General features: G+C 70.7%; 18 protein-coding genes, 1 tRNA gene and 1 pseudogene. 12 read left to right on the top strand and 8 right to left on the bottom strand.

Features of this window, described 5'->3' with window-relative positions; genetic code table 11:
- Position 1: 1 nt before the first annotated feature.
- Together ACWDX7_RS19170 and ACWDX7_RS19165 are read right to left on the bottom strand one after the other, a co-directional pair.
- Positions 2–1,306: a serine/threonine-protein kinase gene (locus ACWDX7_RS19170; protein ID WP_451488814.1), complete on the bottom strand. Its 1,305-nt coding sequence runs from the start codon at positions 1,304–1,306 to the stop codon at positions 2–4.
- 72 nt (positions 1,307–1,378) lie between these two features.
- Complete coding sequence (locus ACWDX7_RS19165) at positions 1,379–1,927, bottom strand: helix-turn-helix domain-containing protein (RefSeq protein WP_451488815.1); 549 nt, start codon at positions 1,925–1,927, stop codon at positions 1,379–1,381.
- A gap of 160 nt (positions 1,928–2,087) precedes the next feature.
- Between ACWDX7_RS19165 and ACWDX7_RS19160 the strand changes: the two genes are divergently transcribed.
- Together ACWDX7_RS19160 and ACWDX7_RS19155 are read left to right on the top strand one after the other, a co-directional pair.
- Positions 2,088–2,160: transfer RNA gene (locus tag ACWDX7_RS19160), tRNA-Ala, on the top strand.
- A 259-nt stretch (positions 2,161–2,419) separates the two neighbouring features.
- Positions 2,420–2,932 carry a hypothetical protein gene (locus tag ACWDX7_RS19155; RefSeq protein WP_451488816.1) on the top strand — a complete coding sequence of 171 codons (513 nt, stop codon included), beginning with the start codon at positions 2,420–2,422 and terminating at the stop codon, positions 2,930–2,932.
- An 83-nt stretch (positions 2,933–3,015) separates the two neighbouring features.
- Here the strand turns inward: ACWDX7_RS19155 and ACWDX7_RS19150 are convergent, their stop codons facing one another.
- On the bottom strand, positions 3,016–3,291 hold the full coding sequence (locus ACWDX7_RS19150; protein WP_451488817.1) for an isoamylase early set domain-containing protein: 276 nt from the start codon (positions 3,289–3,291) through the stop codon (positions 3,016–3,018).
- Between the two features lie 297 nt (positions 3,292–3,588).
- Here ACWDX7_RS19150 and ACWDX7_RS19145 point away from each other — a divergent pair, with 297 nt between their 5' ends.
- A complete protein-coding gene (locus ACWDX7_RS19145; RefSeq protein ID WP_451488818.1) occupies positions 3,589–3,885 on the top strand; it encodes a hypothetical protein in 297 nt (98 codons plus the stop codon).
- Between the two features lie 317 nt (positions 3,886–4,202).
- Complete coding sequence (locus ACWDX7_RS19140) at positions 4,203–4,790, top strand: LysM peptidoglycan-binding domain-containing protein (protein ID WP_451488819.1); 588 nt, start codon at positions 4,203–4,205, stop codon at positions 4,788–4,790.
- Positions 4,791–4,924: 134 nt separating this feature from the next.
- On the opposite strand, the gene ACWDX7_RS19135 is transcribed toward ACWDX7_RS19140, so the two are convergent.
- A complete protein-coding gene (locus tag ACWDX7_RS19135) occupies positions 4,925–5,647 on the bottom strand; it encodes a DUF5324 family protein (protein ID WP_451751102.1) in 723 nt (240 codons plus the stop codon).
- Positions 5,648–5,823: 176 nt separating this feature from the next.
- Here ACWDX7_RS19135 and ACWDX7_RS19130 point away from each other — a divergent pair, with 176 nt between their 5' ends.
- Positions 5,824–6,351: a peptidylprolyl isomerase gene (locus ACWDX7_RS19130; RefSeq protein ID WP_451488821.1), complete on the top strand. Its 528-nt coding sequence runs from the start codon at positions 5,824–5,826 to the stop codon at positions 6,349–6,351.
- 122 nt (positions 6,352–6,473) lie between these two features.
- On the top strand, positions 6,474–7,358 hold the full coding sequence (locus ACWDX7_RS19125; RefSeq protein WP_451488822.1) for a rhomboid family intramembrane serine protease: 885 nt from the start codon (positions 6,474–6,476) through the stop codon (positions 7,356–7,358).
- A 128-nt stretch (positions 7,359–7,486) separates the two neighbouring features.
- Here the strand turns inward: ACWDX7_RS19125 and crgA are convergent, their stop codons facing one another.
- Positions 7,487–7,744, bottom strand: a complete 258-nt coding sequence (crgA, locus tag ACWDX7_RS19120; RefSeq protein ID WP_451488823.1) for a cell division protein CrgA — start codon at positions 7,742–7,744, stop codon at positions 7,487–7,489.
- Positions 7,745–7,835: 91 nt separating this feature from the next.
- Here crgA and ACWDX7_RS19115 point away from each other — a divergent pair, with 91 nt between their 5' ends.
- From ACWDX7_RS19115 to ACWDX7_RS19090, 6 genes and pseudogenes are all read left to right on the top strand, one after another.
- Positions 7,836–8,618, top strand: coding sequence for a DUF881 domain-containing protein (locus ACWDX7_RS19115; RefSeq protein WP_451488824.1), 783 nt, complete (start codon positions 7,836–7,838; stop codon positions 8,616–8,618).
- Positions 8,581–9,378 (top strand): class E sortase, encoded by a 798-nt coding sequence (locus tag ACWDX7_RS19110; protein WP_451488825.1) that lies wholly within the window; start codon positions 8,581–8,583, stop codon positions 9,376–9,378. Before ACWDX7_RS19115 ends, ACWDX7_RS19110 begins: the two co-directional genes overlap by 38 nt.
- Before the next feature lie 78 nt (positions 9,379–9,456).
- Positions 9,457–9,633 (top strand): hypothetical protein, encoded by a 177-nt coding sequence (locus ACWDX7_RS19105; protein ID WP_451488826.1) that lies wholly within the window; start codon positions 9,457–9,459, stop codon positions 9,631–9,633.
- A complete protein-coding gene (locus tag ACWDX7_RS19100) occupies positions 9,630–10,268 on the top strand; it encodes an aminodeoxychorismate/anthranilate synthase component II (RefSeq protein ID WP_451488827.1) in 639 nt (212 codons plus the stop codon). Before ACWDX7_RS19105 ends, ACWDX7_RS19100 begins: the two co-directional genes overlap by 4 nt.
- Positions 10,269–10,396: 128 nt before the next feature.
- Positions 10,397–11,077 (top strand): annotated as a pseudogene (locus ACWDX7_RS19095) (class E sortase); the annotation flags it as partial.
- Between the two features lie 120 nt (positions 11,078–11,197).
- A complete protein-coding gene (locus tag ACWDX7_RS19090; RefSeq protein ID WP_451488828.1) occupies positions 11,198–11,938 on the top strand; it encodes a class E sortase in 741 nt (246 codons plus the stop codon).
- A gap of 238 nt (positions 11,939–12,176) precedes the next feature.
- Here ACWDX7_RS19090 and pknB read toward each other — a convergent pair whose 3' ends face one another.
- From pknB to ACWDX7_RS19075, 3 genes are all read right to left on the bottom strand, one after another.
- Positions 12,177–14,201 (bottom strand): Stk1 family PASTA domain-containing Ser/Thr kinase, encoded by a 2,025-nt coding sequence (pknB, locus tag ACWDX7_RS19085; RefSeq protein ID WP_451488829.1) that lies wholly within the window; start codon positions 14,199–14,201, stop codon positions 12,177–12,179.
- Positions 14,202–14,384: 183 nt separating this feature from the next.
- Positions 14,385–15,848: a peptidoglycan D,D-transpeptidase FtsI family protein gene (locus tag ACWDX7_RS19080; protein ID WP_451488830.1), complete on the bottom strand. Its 1,464-nt coding sequence runs from the start codon at positions 15,846–15,848 to the stop codon at positions 14,385–14,387.
- Entirely contained in the window at positions 15,845–17,269 is a 1,425-nt protein-coding gene (locus ACWDX7_RS19075; RefSeq protein ID WP_451488831.1) for an FtsW/RodA/SpoVE family cell cycle protein, read from the bottom strand. Before ACWDX7_RS19075 ends, ACWDX7_RS19080 begins: the two co-directional genes overlap by 4 nt.
- Positions 17,270–17,283: the final 14 nt, after the last annotated feature.

Genomic DNA, 17,283 nt, shown 5'->3' with positions numbered 1-17,283 from the left:
GCTACATCCGGGTCAGGGCCCAGACGCCCACGGCGAAGCACAGCAGCGCCGCGGTGAGGACCGCCGCCGTCACCGTGGCCGACGGGCGGGGGACGCCGCCCCCGGTGGGGGCGGGCGCCGCCGGGTACGGGGTGCTGGGCCGCTGCGGCAGCGGGGCGGGGGAGGCCGGCGGCGGCAGGTGGAAACTGCCCGTCTGCGAGGAGGCGTGGGCCGGGGCCGGGGCGGGGGTGGGCGTGGCCGGGTAGGGCGCGTACGGGGCCGACGCGGGGGTGGGCGGGGGGCCTGTGGCCGCCGCCGGGGCGCGCGGATCGGTACGGGTCGGCTGAGCGGCCACGGCCGCCACCGCAGGGGCTGCCGCAGCGGTCGGCGAGGTCGGCGGGGTTGGCACCCCCGAGGGCTTGGCCGAGGGCGTGGCCGAGGGCGTGGCCAGGGGTCCGTCCGGGCCGAAGCCCGCCGGGAGCGGCCCGAATTGGTCGAACACCTCCACCGGGATCTCATCGGGCCAGGGCGGCGGCAGCAGCTCCACGGCTGCGGCAAGGGCCTTGCGGGTCCCCGTGGCCGTCCGGAACCGGCTCTGGGGGTCGGGCTGCAAGAGGTTCGCGATGACGTCCCACAGCGGCGCGGGAACGCCTTCGGGGGCGCCGGGGGTCCCGTGGGCGAGGAAGTGCTCCGCCAGGGCCCGGGAGTCGGGTTTGCGCCCCTGGAGCAGGTACAGGGCGACGAGCCCGACGGCGAAGAGGTCGGCTGGGAAGTCGGGCTCCGCGCCCAGCAGTTGCTCGGGCGCGAAGTAACCGGGTGTGCCGACGACGTAGTCGGTCTCGGTCAGCCGGGGCTCGCCCTTGCGCATCGAGATGCCGAAGTCGGACAGCCGCAGGTGCGGCCGTCCGGTCCCGGTGGCCTCCATCAGGATGTTGGCCGGTTTGATGTCGCGGTGCACGACGCCCTCCGCGTGCACAGCCGCCAGCCCCGACAGGAGCTGGTCGAGCAGCGTGCACGCGAAACGGGGCGGCAGGGGTCCGTAATCGCCGATCACGTGTCCGAGGGAACCGCCGCCGACCAGGTCCATCGTGAAGAGGACCTTGTCGTCGTCCGCCGCCCAACTGGCGGGGGCCAGCACGTGAGGGTGGTCGATCCGCAGGGCCTGCTCCCGCACGAACCGCAGCAGCGTGTGGGCGTCGCTCTGCAGCAGGACCTTCGCGGCCACGTACCGGCGGCGCCGGTGGTCCCAGGCCCGCCATACGGCTCCCGCGCCACCGCGCCCGATCGGATCGATCAGCTCGTACCGGCCGGCGAAGACCTCACCCATCGCTGTACCCGTCCCCCGTCCCCCGTCACTTGCCGTCCCCGTAACTCGCGGTCAGCCGCGGGGCCGAGCCCCTCAGTTCTGATGGGCCTCGTAGTGGGCGACCGCGTCGGCGGTGCGGCCCGCTCCGTACACCCGGAGGAACTCTGCCAGTTCCGGGTGGGTGGGGGCGAGCGTGTCCGCCGCGTCGATGATGTCGCCGGCCGCGGAGACCGAGCGCAGCAGCGACTGGATCTCGCGGACGACCCGCTTCACGGTGGGAGCGCCCGAGCTGGTGGCGGTCTGGCCGCTGTTGCTGAGGACGGAGCCTCCCTGGGTCTTCCTGATCTCGTCCATCCGGTCGGTGGCCTCCGCCGCGCTGACGCTCCCGTCGGCGACCTGGCCGGCGAGATCCTGGAGCGCCTGGACCCGCTGGACCACGGCGGGGTTGCCGATCTTGGCGCGCTGGCCGCTCATCAGCTGGGACAGCATGGGCGCCGACAGGCCGAGCACGGCAGCGAGACGGGCCTGATTCAAGCCGAGGTCATCTATGAGCCGGCGGAAGAGCGCTCCGAGGGGCTCCCCGTACCAACTGCGCTGAAGTTCCCTGGCTCTGGCCGTGGCCTCTTGCTGTACTGCGTCCACTCTCACTACTCCCCTTCGCTGGTGCGAACCTCGCGTGCATCTTACGGAGCGTGGTCGCACGGCGGGAGTCCCTATCATTTTGCGGGATGAGGGGGTAGACCCGGTACTCTGTTCTGCGGAACGACCGCTCCCTCCCAGGGGACGGTTGCGTCCGTTTTCCGGGGCCTTAGCTCAGTTGGTAGAGCGCTGCCTTTGCAAGGCAGATGTCAGGAGTTCGAATCTCCTAGGCTCCACCCCGGATACCCCCTTTGACCTGTGGAAACGCGGTCGGAGGGGGTTTTTCGTACGGACATGCCAGCGCGGTGGTGGTGACGCGTGGGCCCGGAACCGGATCGTCCGACATTCAGGGGAAGGGCGGGGGACGTCGGCACGGATGGGTGTCGTGGACGTGCAGGGGGCGGGGTGGGGCAACAGGATCGGACGGTGGGCGCCGGCCGGTCCTCCGGCCGGGCGGCGCCCGCCACGTCCCTTCGCTCCCAAGGAGTCACGCGCATGCGGGTACCACCCGTCACGGCAGCGCTCGCGCTCGCCGCCCTGGCCTCGATGAGCATCGCCGCCGCACCGGCGGGAGACGAGGAGAAGGACGGCCTTGAGGTCGCCCGCTTCGCCTCAGGAGCCTTCCACTCCCCGGAGCTCGCCGTCGAGGCGGGCTTCGCGGCGTCCAACGAGTGCGTACGGGACACCCGGGGCGGCCGCGGTGGCATGGGCTACCGCTACCTGAACCAGGACAACATCGGCTCGCTGCATCCGGGGCGTCCCGCGGCGGTGCTGTACGCGACGGACAAGGAGGGGGTCCGGCAGCTGGTCGCGGTGGAGTACCTGGTCCTCGACGCGGACAACGACCCGGACACCGGGAGCGCTCCGAAGCTGTTCGGCAGACAGTTCGACGGGCCGGTCAGCGACGTCCCGGGTCTGCCCACCCACTACTCGCTGCACGTATGGCTCTGGAAGGACAACCCCAGCGGCCTCTTCGCGGCCTACAACCCGGACGTCACCTGCCCGTAGCGCCCGGCAGGGTCCCGTACGGCGCCGAACCGCCCCCGCGCACCGCGGGGGCGGTTCGGCGGTCCTGCCGCTGTCTGCCGGTGTCAGGTGTGCAGACGGCTGTTGACGCCGTCGTGGCCGTCGGCGGCTTCCTCGTCGAACCAGTAGTCGCCTGCGGCCAGGTACCGGAAGGCGTGCTCGCTCTTGCCGGGCAGGGCGACCGTGACCGCGCGGGTGCCGTCCTTGCGGGGCATCAGGGTGTGGGTGCCGGGCTGCCAGTCGTTGAAGTCCCCCACCACGCTGACCGGCCCGGGCGGGGTGTCGGCGGGCAGGACGAAGGTGACCTCGGTGCGGTCCTTGCGCGGCTTGCGCTCCAGCATGAAGGGACTCCTGACGGCGGGGTGGGGGGTCTGACGGCGCCCATCCTCGGCCCCGCCGGAGCAGTCCGCCTTCAGGCGCAGCCACCCGCCCTCGAACATCACCCTCCCGCCACGCCACGGGAGCCGAAGGGGGCGGCCCCGGCGCGGGCACCTGGCCGTACGGGTGGCGGTGAGCGGCCGTCCGTGCGCCCAGCCGCGAGCCGGGGGTGCCGGGCGGTGCGGCGGTCAAACCCGCCGCACCCGGTTTTCCCCCGGTCGGCCCAGGTCCGTTGGCCTCTTCGGAGCAGGGGCACTCTCATGGACTCGGACGGTCTCCCCGACCGGCCATCACGGCAGAAGGGCACGCCCATGTACGAGATGCGCGCCGAGTCCACCCCCGGCCGACCCGAGATGCTCTGGCACGTCATAGCCAAGGACCAGGCCACCGGCACCCTGTGCGGATACATCCTCGCTCCGGACCGGACCGTCACCGCTCTCCTCTCCGAAGGAGCGGCCGAACGCTACTGCGTCCCCTGTATGACCGCCTTCCGCGCCGCCATGGAGAGCCACGCGCCGCAGACGAACGGACTGCGGAGAAGAGCGGCAGCGGCGTAACCGGCGGCGCGGCGGATCGTTTCTCTTCATGTCGCATCGATGCACACCTCCGCAGGCCCCCCCGCGGCGACGCGACACCAAGGCCCTGAGAGCTTCCATTCGCTCTCAGGGCCTTCACCTTGGCGCGGCGCCGCGGCCGATGAGCTACTGGACGTACGGACATACGGACGTACGGAGGTACGGAGGTACGGAGGTACGGGCGACCGGGATCCGCTTCCCCCGGACGGCTCTGCCGCGGGGCCGTCCGACGCACGGTGTCCGACAGTGGGGGAAGGCCCCTGGCCCAGGGGGCGACACCATGCCGGAGGCGTAGACACATGGGACTCTTCGACTTCCTGAAGTCCGACAAGAGCAAGGAACACCAGCCCGCCGAGCAGAAGGAGCGGGCGAGGGAGCGGGGCGGGCAGCAGCCCGAGCCCGGAGCCGCGCCCCGGAGCGCGGCGTCCGACGCCGCCTCGGCCACCCGGGCGGCCGCCGACCGTATGGCCGCCGCCGCGCCGCCCAAGGCCGAGCCCGCCTCCGCCGCGCCCCGCGGCACGCACCCGCCGACTCCCACGCCGACTCCCTCGTCGGCCGCGCACAAGGCCGTCCCCGCCAAGCCGGAGCCTCCCGCCGCCAGGCCGCCCAGGGCCAAAGCGGCCTCCGCCCCCGCCGTGCCGGGGGCCAAGCACACGCCGACTCCGGCTTCGGCCGCGCACAAGGCCGTCCCGGCCGCCCCGAAGCCGGCGCCCACGGCCAAGAAGCGCACGTACACCGTGAGGCCGGGCGACTCGCTGCCCACGATCGCCCGCCGCGAGCTCGGCGACGAAGAGCGGTGGCGCGAGCTCTACGCCATGAACAAGGGCATCATCGGCCCCGACCCCGACCTCGTGCGCCCCGGCATGCTCCTCACCCTCCCCGTGTGACCGGACGCGCCCCACCGGCGCCCGCACGTGACGAGGGGCCCGGATCCTCAAGTGGATCCGGGCCCCTCGTCACGTCCGCCGGTCACGTCCGCCGGTTACGGCGTCACCAGGTCACGACGCGTCAGACGACGGCGTCAGAACTGCTTGTCCTGCGGGGTCGGTCCCGGCTCGGGCTCCGGCTCCGCTTGCGCCTGCGCCTCGCGCTCCTTCTCCGCCAGTTCGTCGTCGAAGCTGGCGGCGCCCGCCTCCTGCGCCGACAGTTCGGTGGCGGCCGGGGGTTCGACGAGCCAGTCCGGATTCGACTGCTGGTCCCACCACTTCCAGGCCGCGTAAGCACCGCCCGCCAGCAGGCCGACCACCGCGAAGCCCTTCATCAGCCGGCCCCTGCGCGCCCGCCGCTCATGGCGCCGCACCAGCCGCTGAATCTCCTGCGCCGACACCTGGCCGCGCAGCGCCGCCAGGGCGGCCGTCGACCGGGCCGCGGCCTCCTCGGCCATCGGGCTGGCCGCGGCGAGCGCGCTTTCGAGCCGCGGCTGCGTGTAATCGGCCGCCTGGCGTGCCGCCTTGCGGGTCTGCTCCACCGCCTTCGTCGCCGCCCGGTCCACATGCGGCGGCACATGGGCGCGCGCCGACTTGATCCGCGGCTGTACATGGCAGTCGTACGTCGTACGAGCCTGCCGCGCGGCCTCGTTGGCCGCGTGCGATACCTTCGGCGCCAGTCGCTCATTCGCCTCATGCGCGTAGTGCACCGCGGCATCCTTGGCGGATTCTGCGTACGGCGCCACCACTTCCGCCGCGTGCCGCACACTCTCCCTGGCGCTCTCGGCTGCCAGGCGCACGCTGTCCTTGCGGGTCACGGGATCCTCCTCCTCGGTGGCGGACACAGTTCACCTTTCCACCCTTTGTCGGATCATGCCTGCCATCCGGCCGACGGGCATGCGTGACAGGGCATACGGGTGGAGGATTTCTGTGCCGCACGGGTCACCGTGGGAGGATCTGGAACCGACAGTGATGACTTGAGGAAGGCAGATCCGTGGCCGAGAAGCTCTACGCCACCCTGAAGACCAGCCACGGCGACATCGAGATCGAGCTGCTGGCGGACTTCGCTCCCAAGACGGTCCGCAATTTCGTGGAGCTCGCCACCGGCGGCCGCGAGTGGACCCGTCCCACCGACGGTCAGAAGACCACGGACCCGCTCTACGACGGCACCGTCTTCCACCGTGTCATCGCCGGTTTCATGATCCAGGGCGGGGACCCGCTCGGCAACGGCACCGGCGGCCCCGGCTACCAGTTCGCCGACGAGTTCCACCCCGACCTGGCCTTCACCAAGCCCTACCTGCTCGCCATGGCCAATGCCGGCCCGGGCACCAACGGCTCGCAGTTCTTCATCACCGTCGCCCCCACCGCCTGGCTGACGCGCAAGCACACCATCTTCGGCGAGGTCACCGACAAGGCCAGTCAGGCCGTCGTGGACAAGATCGCCGGCAGCGCCACCAACCCGCGCACCGAGCGCCCCCTCGACGACGTGATCATCCACTCCGTCGTCATCGAGAAGCGCTGACCGCGCGCCGCGCGGACCCCGCCCGCCGCGGCCCCGGGAACCTTTCCGCCCCGCCCGTCCGTCCTGGATACATACCGGACCGGCGGGGCGCATCCCCGTACCGCCGCTGATCGAGGGGACCGATGGACACCGACCGTCTGCCGGGCTGCTACCGCCACCCGGACCGCGACACGGGCATCAGCTGCACCCGCTGCGAGCGCCCGATCTGCCCCGAGTGCATGGTCAGCGCCTCGGTCGGCTTCCAGTGCCCGGAGTGCGTCCGCTCCGGCTCCGGCACCGGGCACGGCCGGGTCGCCAACGCGCCGCGCACCCTGGCGGGCGGGGTGGTCGCGGACGACCCGCATCTCGTCACCAAGATCCTGATCGGGGTCAATGCCGCCGTGTTCCTCACGGCCCTGGGCGCACCGGCGCTGGTGGTCCAGCTGCAGTTGCTCGGCCAGTACGTCGAGTACTTCGGCGGCCCGGTCGAAGGGGTCGCCACCGGCCAGTACCACCGCCTGCTGACCTCGGTGTTCCTGCACGTCGAGTGGTGGCACCTGATCGGGAACATGATCGGCCTGTGGGTGATCGGCGGCCCCCTGGAAGCGGCCCTGGGGCGGCTGCGCTACGTCGCGGTCTACCTGCTGTCGGGCCTGGGCGGCAGCGCCCTCGTCTATCTGCTGACCGCCCCGAACACCCCGACCCTCGGTGCCTCCGGCGCCGTCTTCGGCCTGCTCGGCGCGACCGTCGTCCTGGCACGCCGGCTGCACTACGAGATGCGGCCGGTGATCATCATGGTCGTACTGATGCTGGTGCTGTCCTTCGCACCGCTCGGCGGGGTGGTGAATGTGTCCTGGCAGGCCCATGTGGGCGGGCTGGTGACCGGCGCCCTGCTGGGTGCGGGCATGCTCCGGCCCGCCACCGGCAGGGACCGGGCACTCATCCAGTGGGGGACCTGTGTGGCGGTGTTCCTGCTGGCAGCGGCCGTGATCCTGGTCCGGACGGCGGAGCTGACCGCGCTCACCTGAGGCAGTCACCTCATCGCACCGGCGTCAAGTCTCCACAGAGTTATCCACAGATCTTCTGTCTTTTCCTCAGCTGTGGATGACGCTGTGGATAACTCATGGGGAGAGCTTCCCTCAGGAGTCGGTTCCTGCTACTTCCACTGCGTGGAAACGCCGAATCCGGCGGCGATGAAGCCGAAACCGACCACGATGTTCCAGTTGCCCAGCGCCTCGACCGGCAGCTGGGTGTCGGTCACGTAGAAAACGACGATCCACGCGAGACCGATCAGGAAGAACGCCAGCATGACCGGAGCGACCCAGCTGCGGTTCGTCAGCCTGATCGCCTGCGGCTGCCGCGAAGACGGCGGCGGCGTGTAGTCGTCCTTCTTGCGGATACGTGACTTCGGCACGAGGGGCTCTCCTGTCGATGCGCTGGGGACCTTGCCTGCCCCGGGCGTCCGTTAGCGTAGTGGACCTGTGGCGTAGAAGGAGAAGGGTACGTTGAGCAATCCCGACGACTCCTCCGCGGGTCCCCGTCGCCGGCTCCGACCGGTCCGGCTGCTGACCGCAGCCGTCTTCGCCCTGGCCGGCCTCATTTTCGTCACCAGTTTCAACACGTCCAAGGGTACGAACATCCGCACGGACGCCTCGCTCCTCAGGCTCTCGGACCTGATCGAGGAGCGCAGCCAGCACAACGCCGAGCTGGAGAAGACGGCCGGAACGCTCCGCCGCCGGGTGGACGCCCTCGCCGAGCGCGACGACGGCAGCACCAAGGCCGAGGACGCGAGGCTGGCCGCCCTGCGCACCGCCTCGGGGACCGAGGAGCTCTCCGGCAGGGGGCTGACCGTCACCCTCGACGACGCCCCGCCGAACGCCACCGCCCGCATCCCCAACGTGCCGGAACCGCAGCCCAACGACCTGGTGATCCACCAGCAGGACCTCCAAGCCGTCGTGAACGCGCTCTGGCGGGGCGGCGCCCAGGGCGTCCAGGTCATGGACCAGCGGCTGATCTCCACCAGCGCCGTGCGCTGCGTCGGCAACACGCTGATCCTCCAGGGCCGGGTGTACTCGCCCCCGTACAAGGTGGAGGCGGTCGGCGACCCGGGCGCGCTGCGCAAGGCCCTCGCGGCCTCTCCGGCGCTGCAGAACTACCAGCTGTACGTGAACGCGTACGGCCTCGGCTGGAAAGTGGACGAGCACAAGGCGCTGACACTTCCCGGGTACTCCGGCACAGTGGACCTCCACCATGCGAAGCCCGTGGAGCCCTCGGAATCCCCGTCCTGACGTCGTACTGCGCTGGGTGGTACGGACGTTCAGCGAGGTGTGCCTGACGGCGGGCACGCTGATCCTGCTGTTCGTGGCGTACGTACTGCTGTGGACGGGGGTCAAGGCGGACCGGGCCATGGACGGGGAGACGCAGCGGCTGCGCGACAGCTGGTCGGCGGCGGCCCGGACCGCGCCCGCGGCTCCGTCCCCGCATCCGTCCCCCTCCCCCTCCTCCTCCCCTTCACCGAATCCGGCCCCGGCCGCGTCCTCGGCGCCGCCGGGCCCGCCGCAGGAGCCGGCGCACTACGCCGCGGGCCGGGCCTTCGCCGAGATGCACATCCCCCGCTTCGGCCGGGACTGGAACAAGCCCGTCCTGGAGGGGACGGGCAGTGAGCTGCTGAAGAAGGGCCTGGGCCACTACGAGGGCACCGCCCGCCCCGGCGCCACCGGGAACTTCTCGGTGGCGGGCCACCGGCGTACATACGGCGATCCCTTCAAGGACTTCCCGAAGCTGCGGCCGGGAGACGCCGTGATCGTCAAGGACGCCACCACCTGGTACACGTACACGATCCGCGGCGGGCCCCTGCGCGTCTCACCGGCCGAGGTGGAGGTGGTCGCCCCGGTCCCCCGGAAGTCGCCGTTCACGACCCCCGGCCGGTACCTGACCCTCACGACCTGTGATCCCGAATGGGGCCACAGCCACCGGCTGGTCGTCTGGGCGGAACTGACCGGGACCCGGACCGCGGCCGAGGGCGGACCGGAGGGTTTGCCCGGCTGAGCCCGCGTGCCGGGCCGCTGCCTTTACTCTGTTGCCGTACCGCCCCCGCGGTGCGAGAGCGAAAGGGACGCGGACGGCATGTACGGCTGGATCTGGCGGCATCTGCCGGGCAACGCGTGGGTACGCGCGCTGATCTCCCTCGTACTGGCCCTCGCGGTGGTGTTCGTGCTGTTCCAGTACGTCTTCCCGTGGGCAGAGCCGCTCCTTCCGTTCAATGACGTGACGGTGGACGAGGAGTCGGGAGCCACTCCGTGAGCGCGCGCATTCTTGTGGTCGACAACTACGACAGCTTTGTCTTCAACCTGGTCCAGTACCTCTACCAGCTCGGCGCCGAGTGCGAGGTGCTCCGCAACGACGAGGTCGGGCTCGCGCACGCGCAGGACGGCTTCGACGGCGTGCTGCTCTCCCCGGGCCCCGGGACGCCCGAGGAAGCGGGCGTCTGCGTCGACATGGTCCGCCACTGCGCGCGGACGCGGGTCCCGGTCTTCGGCGTGTGCCTGGGCATGCAGTCGATGGCGGTCGCGTACGGAGGGGTCGTGGGCCGGGCGCCCGAACTGCTGCACGGCAAGACCTCCCCCGTGGTGCACGACGGGCTGGGCGTCTTCGCGGGACTGCCGTCGCCGTTCACCGCGACCCGCTACCACTCCCTCGCCGCCGACCCGCTGACCCTCCCCGACGCGCTGGAGGTCACGGCGCGGACCGAGGACGGGATCATCATGGGTCTGCGGCACCGGGAGCACGACGTGGAGGGCGTGCAGTTCCACCCCGAGTCGGTGCTCACCGAGTGGGGCCACCGGATGCTCGCGAACTGGCTCGTGCGGTGCGGTGACGCCGGTGCGGTGGAGCGGTCGGTGGGGCTGGCCCCGGTGGTGGGCAAGGCCGTCGCGTGACGGCCCTCGCGCCGTCCGCGCCCACGCAGGGCCGGGCCGCGCGGCGCAGGGCTGCTCAGGAGGCCGCGAAGCGCACGCGGAGGCGGGGCGGTCGCCGGCGCAGGCGGCCGGTGTCGGGCGGGCCGCTGGTCGTCGCCAGCCGGCTGGGCGGGGAGCTGTTCATCACGCTGGGCCTGGTGATGCTGCTGTTCGTCGTCTACCAGCTCTGGTACACGAACTTGCTGGCGGAGCGGACGGCGGACGGGGCGGCGGGCACGCTCCAGCAGACGTGGGAACGCGCTCCGGGCGGCGCCGCGGCCGCGCCCGCCCCCACGGCGTTCGAACCGGGGCAGGGCTTCGCGATCCTGCACATCCCGAAGCTGGACGTGAAGGTGCCGGTGGCGGAGGGCATCAGCAAGCCGAAGGTGCTGGACCGGGGGATGGTCGGGCACTACGGCGAGGGCGCGCTCAAGACCGCGATGCCGGCGGACCGGCAGGGGAACTTCGCGGTGGCGGGCCACCGCAACACCCACGGTGAACCCTTCCGCTACATCAACCGCCTGGTGCCGGGGGACCCCATCGTGGTCGAGACGCGGGACGCCTACTACACGTACGAGATGACCTCGGTGCTGCCGCAGACGCCGCCGACGAACGTCTCGGTGCTGAAGCCGGTGCCCGAGGGGTCGGGATTCACCGCCCCGGGCCGGTACATCACGCTGACGACCTGCACCCCGGAGTTCACGAGCACCTACCGGATGATCGTATGGGGGAAGATGACCGGGGAACGCCCTCGCGGTGAGGGTCCGCCGCCCGCGCTGACCGGCCCGTAGCCCCCGTAGCCCCCGTAGCGTCCGCAGGCCGAGGCAGTCGCCGGAGCCGCCGTACAGCCCCAGCCGCCGTAGCGGTCGTAGCCGCCTAAGCCGTCGTAACGCCGTAAGGACGAATCAGCAGTGTCTCGCGCCCGCCACCGCCCTGCCGCCGCCGCGCAACCCCCGAACCGCGGTGCGCTCGCCGGCTTCCTCAGCCTGCTGGGCGAGCTCCTGATCACGGCGGGCCTCGTGCTGGCCCTGTTCGTCGCCTACTCCCTGTGGTGGACGAACGTGCTCGCCGACCGGCAGGCCTCGGCGCGCGGCGAGGAGATCCGCCGGCAGTGGCAGGCGCCGGCCGCCTCGGACCCCTCGCGGCCCGCGCAGCCGGGCGCCCTGGACACGAAGGACGGCGTCGGCTTCCTGCACGTGCCGGCGATGGGGAACGGCGAGGTCCTGGTGAAGCCCGGGACCGCGCCGGAGGTCCTCGACGACGGCGTGGCCGGCTACTACACCGAGCCGGTGAAATCCGGGCTCCCGTGGGACAAGACGGGCAACTTCGCGCTGGCGGCGCACCGGGACGGGCACGGGGCGAAGTTCCACCACATCGACAAGGTCAGGAACGGGGACGCGATCGTCTTCGAGACGCGGGACACCTGGTACGTCTACAAGGTCTTCGCGGAGCTGCGCCAGACGTCGAAGTACAACGTGGACGTGATCAACCCGGTCCCCAAGGACTCGGGCAAGACCGCCCCGGGCCGCTACATCACCCTGACGACCTGCACCCCGGTGTACACGTCCAAGTACCGGTACATCGTCTGGGGCGAGCTGGTCAGGACGGAGAAGGTGGACGCCCAGCGGACCGTTCCGGCGGAGCTCCGCTGATGCCGCGTACGGGGGCCTGACCGCATCCGGAAGCCCCTTGCCCGCTCAGGGCCTCGCGAAGGCTCTGTGGGCGCTCCTGACGCGTGCCCGGCCCCCCCGGGTCGCCCCGAGGCCGGCGGCCCCGAGCTGAAGGCGCAGGTGGCCACGAGGCGCCCCGTACGGGGCGGAGCGTACGGAAAAGGGTCCGGCCCTCTCCGGAGAGAGAGCCGGACCCCCGGCAGAGCCCGGAGCGGGGCGGTTACCGGCCGCGCCCGCCGGTGAGGCCGTCGAAGAAGCCGTTGCCGCCGTCCTGCTGCTGGCCGCCGCCCATGGTGCGGACGTTGACGGGCTGGCCCGCGTTCACCGGCGTGCCGGCTCCCGGATCGGACATCATCACGATCGCGTTGTCGTCCGTCGGACCCGAGAGGACCTGACCGAAGACCAGGCCCTTGGAGGCCAGTTCCTGCTTGGCCTGGGCGACGGTCTTGTTGGCCAGGTTCGGCACCTGCGTCTGCTGCGGCGCCTTGGCGATGGTGACGTTGACCGCCTTGCCCACCTCGACCTGCTCACCCGGCGCGTACTGCTGCACGGTGATCGTCTTCGGCGGGGCCGTGGGGTGCTCCGCCTCCGTCGTGCTGCCGAGCTTGAGCTTGGCCTCCTGGAGCAGCTTGACCGCCTGCTCCTTCGTCTTGCCCATCAGGTCGGGGACCACCGACTTGGAGATCTCCTTGGCGACGGTCAGCGTGACCAGGGAGCCCTTCTCGGCCTCGCCGCTCTTCGGGTTCTGCTCCAGGACGGTCCCGGCGACGCGGTCGGACTCCTGGGGCTTGCGCTCGACCTGGAAGCCCTTCTCCTTCAGGGCCTTCTCGGCCTCTTCGTACATGGTGTTGACCATGTTCGGGACGATCACCTTGGGCGCGCCCGAGGAGACCCACACCTTGACGGTGGAGTCCTTGTCGGCCTTGAGGTCGGGCGCCGGCTCCTGCTTGCAGACGTTGCCCTTGGGCTGGCCCTCACAGGGTTCGTCGGCCGCCTTCACCACCTGGAGGCCGACGTTCTGGCCGTTCTTCTGCGCCTGTTCGAAGGTCTCGCCGATGAGCTTGGGCACGGTCGGCCGGTTGTCGGCGCCCCCGTTGAAGAGGGCGCGGCCGATGAGGATCGCGCCGACGAGGACGAGGATGCCGGCCGCCACGAGCAGGATCGTGGACGCCTTGCTCTTCTTCTGGCGGCGGTGCGGGCCCTGGTCGTAGCCGTGGCCCTGGTCGCCGTAGCCGTACCCGCCGTCGCCCGGGGACATGGGCGGGAGCATCGAGGTCTGGCCGGCTTCGGTGGTGCGCAGGGCGGTGGTGGGCTGGTCGTAGCCCTGCTGTCCGTAGCCGTAGCCGTGGCCCTGATCGCCGTAGCCGTAGCCGGCGGCGCCCATGGCGGCCGCGGCGGCGACGGGCTGGCCTTCGAGGCAGGCCTCGATGTCCGCGCGCATCTCATCGGCGGACTGGTAGCGGTAGTCGGGGTCCTTGACCAGTGCCTTGAGGACGATGGCGTCCATCTCGGGCGTGATCTCGGGGTCGAAGTTCGACGGCGGCTGCGGCTCTTCCCGTACGTGCTGGTAGGCGACGGCCACGGGGGAGTCGCCGACGAACGGGGGCCGGACGCTGAGGAGTTCGTAGAGCAGGCAGCCGGCGGAGTACAGGTCGGAACGCGCGTCGACCTGTTCGCCCTTGGCCTGCTCGGGAGAGAGGTACTGGGCGGTGCCGATGACGGCCGCGGTCTGGGTCATGGTCATGCCGGAGTCGCCCATGGCGCGGGCGATGCCGAAGTCCATGACCTTGACCTGCCCGGTGCGCGTCAGCATCACGTTGGCGGGCTTGATGTCGCGGTGGACGATGCCGGCGCGGTGGGAGTACTCAAGGGCCTGGAGGATGCCGATGGTCATTTCCAGGGTGCGCTCGGGCAGCAGCTTGCGGCCGGAGTGCAGCAGCTCGCGCAGGGTGGATCCGTCGACGTACTCCATCACGATGTAGGGGATGGAGATGTTGTCGACGTAGTCCTCGCCCGTGTCGTAGACAGCGACGATCGCCGGGTGGTTCAGCGACGCGGCCGACTGGGCCTCGCGCCGGAACCGGGCCTGGAAGGACGGGTCGCGGGCGAGGTCGGCGCGCAGGGTCTTGACGGCGACGGTACGGCCGAGCCGGGTGTCGTGGGCGAGGTAGACCTCGGCCATGCCACCACGGCCGAGCACGTGGCTCAGCTCGTACCGGCCGCCGAGGCGACGCGGCTCTTCCATAACGTTGCAGCCCTCTCCGTCAGTCCCGACCGCACCCGTGTGTGGTCCGGCGGTGTGCTGTTCGCGCAAAGGCTACCGGCCGATCGTCGGTGATCGGTTCGTGACCACAGCCTGATACCGGACCGGTACCGTACGCTCGGATCGGGCCGGGAGCAGTGAGGTGGGTCACCCCGGGACGGCCGTTCATCCCTGGCCGTTGAGGACGGCTTCCATGACGGCCCTGGCGACGGGCGCGGCCAGGCCGCCGCCGCTGATGTCGTCGCGGTCGGCCTCGCTGTCCTCGATGACGACGGCCACGGCGACGGGCGAGCTGCGGTCCGGGGTCTCGGCGTAGGAGATGAACCAGGCGTAGGGGCGCTTCTTGTTGCCCTCGCCGTGCTGGGCGGTGCCGGTCTTGCCGCCGACCGTGACGTTCTTGATCTTGGCCTTGGTGCCGGTGCCGGCCTCGACGACGTTGACCATCATCTGCTGGAGCTTCTGGGCGTTGGCGGCATTGAGCGGCCGGCTCATCTCCTGCGGCTCGTGCTTCTCGATGACGTCGAGGTTGGGAGCGGTCAGATGGTCCACCATGTACGGCTTCATCAGCTTGCCGTCGTTGGCGATGGCGGCGGTGACCATGGCCATCTGGAGCGGGGTGGCCGCGGTGTTGAACTGGCCGATGGCGCTCTGGGCGTTGCCGTCCTTGCCCATCTTCTTGTCGTAGATGCTGGCGAAGGCGCGTACCGGGATGTCGATCTTGTCGTTGTTGAAGCCGAACTTCTCGGCGGTCTCCACCATCTTGTCTCGGGTGACCTTGTCGCCCATGTGCGCGAAGACGGAGTTGCACGAGATGCGCATGGCCTCGTTGAGGCTGGCCTTCTCGCACCCGGTGTGGGAGTTGGGCAGCTGGGTCTTGGTGCCCGGCAGGATGTACGGCTCCGTGGTGTCGGTCGGCGCTTCGATGTCGGTGACGACCCCGTGCTCCAGGGCCGCGGCGGCCGTGACGACCTTGAAGGTGGAGCCGGGCGGATAGGTCTCGCGCAGGGCGCGGTTGACGAGCTTCTTGTCCTCGCTGTCCTTGAGCTCGTTCCAGGCCTTCCCGTCGGCCTGGGAGTTGCCGGCGAAGGAGCTCGGGTCGTACGAGGGGGTGCTGACCAGGGCGAGGATGGCTCCGGTGCGCGGGTCGATCGCGGCGACCGCGCCCTTGCGGTTGCCGAGCGCGTCGAAGGCGGCCTTCTGGGCGGCGGGGTCGAGCGTGGTGACGACGTTGCCGCCCTGCTTCTTCTCACCGGTGAACATGCCGACGGTGCGGTCGAAGAAGAGCCGGTCGTCGTTGCCGGTGAGGATGCCGTCTTCGAGGGATTCGAGCTGGGTGGAACCGAAGGCCTGGGAGGCGTAGCCGGTCACGGGCGCCCACAGGGGGCCGTTGTGGTAGACCCGCTTGTACTTGTAGTCGCTGCCGTCGGTGGCCTTGGAGCCGGTGACCGGCTCGCCCTTGACGATGATGTTGCCGCGTTCGGTGGCGTACTGGGCGATCTGGACCCGGCGGTTCTCCTTGCGCGTGCTCAGCTCCGAGGCCTGGACGTACTGCAGCCAGTTGGTCCGGATCAGCAGCGCGAGGACGAGCAGCCCGCAGAACAGCGAGATGCGGCGCAGGGGCTTGTTCATGACTGTCGGACCACCTGGGTCATCTCGGAGTCGGGGGACGGGGCGGGGGCCGGGGCGGGGCGGCGTGCGGTGTCGCTGATCCGGATGAGGATGCCGATGAGGGCCCAGTTCGCCAGGACCGAGGAGCCGCCGGACGCGAGGAAGGGCATGGTCATGCCGGTGAGCGGGATGAGGCCCATCACTCCGCCGGCGACGACGAAGATCTGCAGGGCGAAGGCGCCGGAGAGGCCGATGGCGAAGAGCTTGCCGAAGGGGTCGCGGGCGGCGAGCGCCGTGCGGACGCCCCGCTCGATGATGAGGCCGTAGAGCAGGAGGAAGGCCATGACCCCGGAGAGGCCGAGCTCCTCACCGACGGTGGAGAAGATGAAGTCGGAGTTGGCGGCGAAGCCGATGAGGTCGGAGTTGCCCTGTCCCCAGCCGGTGCCGAGGACGCCGCCGGAGCCGAAGCTCATGATCGACTGACCGACCTGCTCGCAGGCGCCGGAGGTGGCGTAGCAGGCGAAGGGGTCGAGCCAGGCGGTGACGCGGACCTTGACGTGGCTGGCGAAGGAGGCCACGACCACCGCGCCGCCCACCGACATGAGCAGACCGATGACGATCCAGCTGGTGCGCTCGGTGGCGACGTACAGCATGATCACGAACATGCCGAAGAAGAGCAGCGAGGTGCCGAGGTCGTTCTCGAAGACGAGGACGAGCAGGCTCATCGCCCAGATCATCAGGATGGGGCCGAGGTCGCGGCCGCGCGGCAGGTAGAGGCCCATGAAGCGGCGGCTGGCGAGGGCCAGCGCGTCGCGCTTCACCATCAGGTAGCCGGCGAAGAAGATCGCGATGACGATCTTCGCGAACTCACCGGGCTGGATGGAGAAGCCGCCGACACTGATCCAGATCTTCGCGCCGAAGACGTCGGCGCCCAGGCCCGGGATGACGGGCAGGATCAGCAGGATCAGAGCGCCGGCCATGGAGATGTACGTGAACCGCTGCAGGACCCGGTGGTCCTTGAGCAGCAGCAGGACGCCGGCGAACAGGGCGATCGCCAGCGCCGTGTAGAGCATCTGGTTGGGCGCGGAGGGGGAGAAGGCACCGTAGGACCGCTTGGCGAGGTTCTGGAGCCGGTCGGACTGGTCCAGGCGCCAGATGAGCACGAGGCCGAGCCCGTTGAGGAGGGCGGCCAGCGGCAGCAGCAGCGGATCGGCGTACTTGGCGTACCGGCGCACGACGAGGTGCGCGGCCCCGGCGAGCGCGGCGAAGCCGAGGCCGTACAGCAGCACGCCCGGCGGCATCTCGCCGTGGACCGCGAGGCCCACGTTGATGTAGGCGAAGATCGAGATGACCACGGCGAAACCGAGCAGCATCAGCTCGGTGTTGCGCCGGCTCGGCAGCTCGATGGCGCCGATGGTGGTCGTGTTGGTGACAACGCTCATGGTGTGGCAGGCCC

The sequence above is a fragment of the Streptomyces sp. NPDC003034 genome (assembly GCF_053591375.1).
The sequence above is the reverse complement of the archived record's forward strand: the minus strand, read 5'-3'. Positions and strand labels throughout refer to the sequence as shown.

Excerpts from the sequence above, each read along its gene's own strand:
- ACWDX7_RS19170 (WP_451488814.1), bottom strand. The coding sequence starts at position 1,306 with ATGGGTGAGGTCTTCGCCGGCCGGTACGAGCTGATCGATCCGATCGGG.
- ACWDX7_RS19155 (WP_451488816.1), top strand. The coding sequence starts at position 2,420 with ATGCGGGTACCACCCGTCACGGCAGCGCTCGCGCTCGCCGCCCTGGCC.
- ACWDX7_RS19150 (WP_451488817.1), bottom strand. The coding sequence starts at position 3,291 with ATGCTGGAGCGCAAGCCGCGCAAGGACCGCACCGAGGTCACCTTCGTC.
- ACWDX7_RS19145 (WP_451488818.1), top strand. The coding sequence starts at position 3,589 with ATGGACTCGGACGGTCTCCCCGACCGGCCATCACGGCAGAAGGGCACG.
- ACWDX7_RS19140 (WP_451488819.1), top strand. The coding sequence starts at position 4,203 with ATGGGACTCTTCGACTTCCTGAAGTCCGACAAGAGCAAGGAACACCAG.
- ACWDX7_RS19125 (WP_451488822.1), top strand. The coding sequence starts at position 6,474 with ATGGACACCGACCGTCTGCCGGGCTGCTACCGCCACCCGGACCGCGAC.
- ACWDX7_RS19110 (WP_451488825.1), top strand. The coding sequence starts at position 8,581 with ATGCGAAGCCCGTGGAGCCCTCGGAATCCCCGTCCTGACGTCGTACTG.
- ACWDX7_RS19105 (WP_451488826.1), top strand. The coding sequence starts at position 9,457 with ATGTACGGCTGGATCTGGCGGCATCTGCCGGGCAACGCGTGGGTACGC.
- pknB (WP_451488829.1), bottom strand. The coding sequence starts at position 14,201 with ATGGAAGAGCCGCGTCGCCTCGGCGGCCGGTACGAGCTGAGCCACGTG.
- ACWDX7_RS19080 (WP_451488830.1), bottom strand. The coding sequence starts at position 15,848 with ATGAACAAGCCCCTGCGCCGCATCTCGCTGTTCTGCGGGCTGCTCGTC.
- ACWDX7_RS19075 (WP_451488831.1), bottom strand. The coding sequence starts at position 17,269 with ATGAGCGTTGTCACCAACACGACCACCATCGGCGCCATCGAGCTGCCG.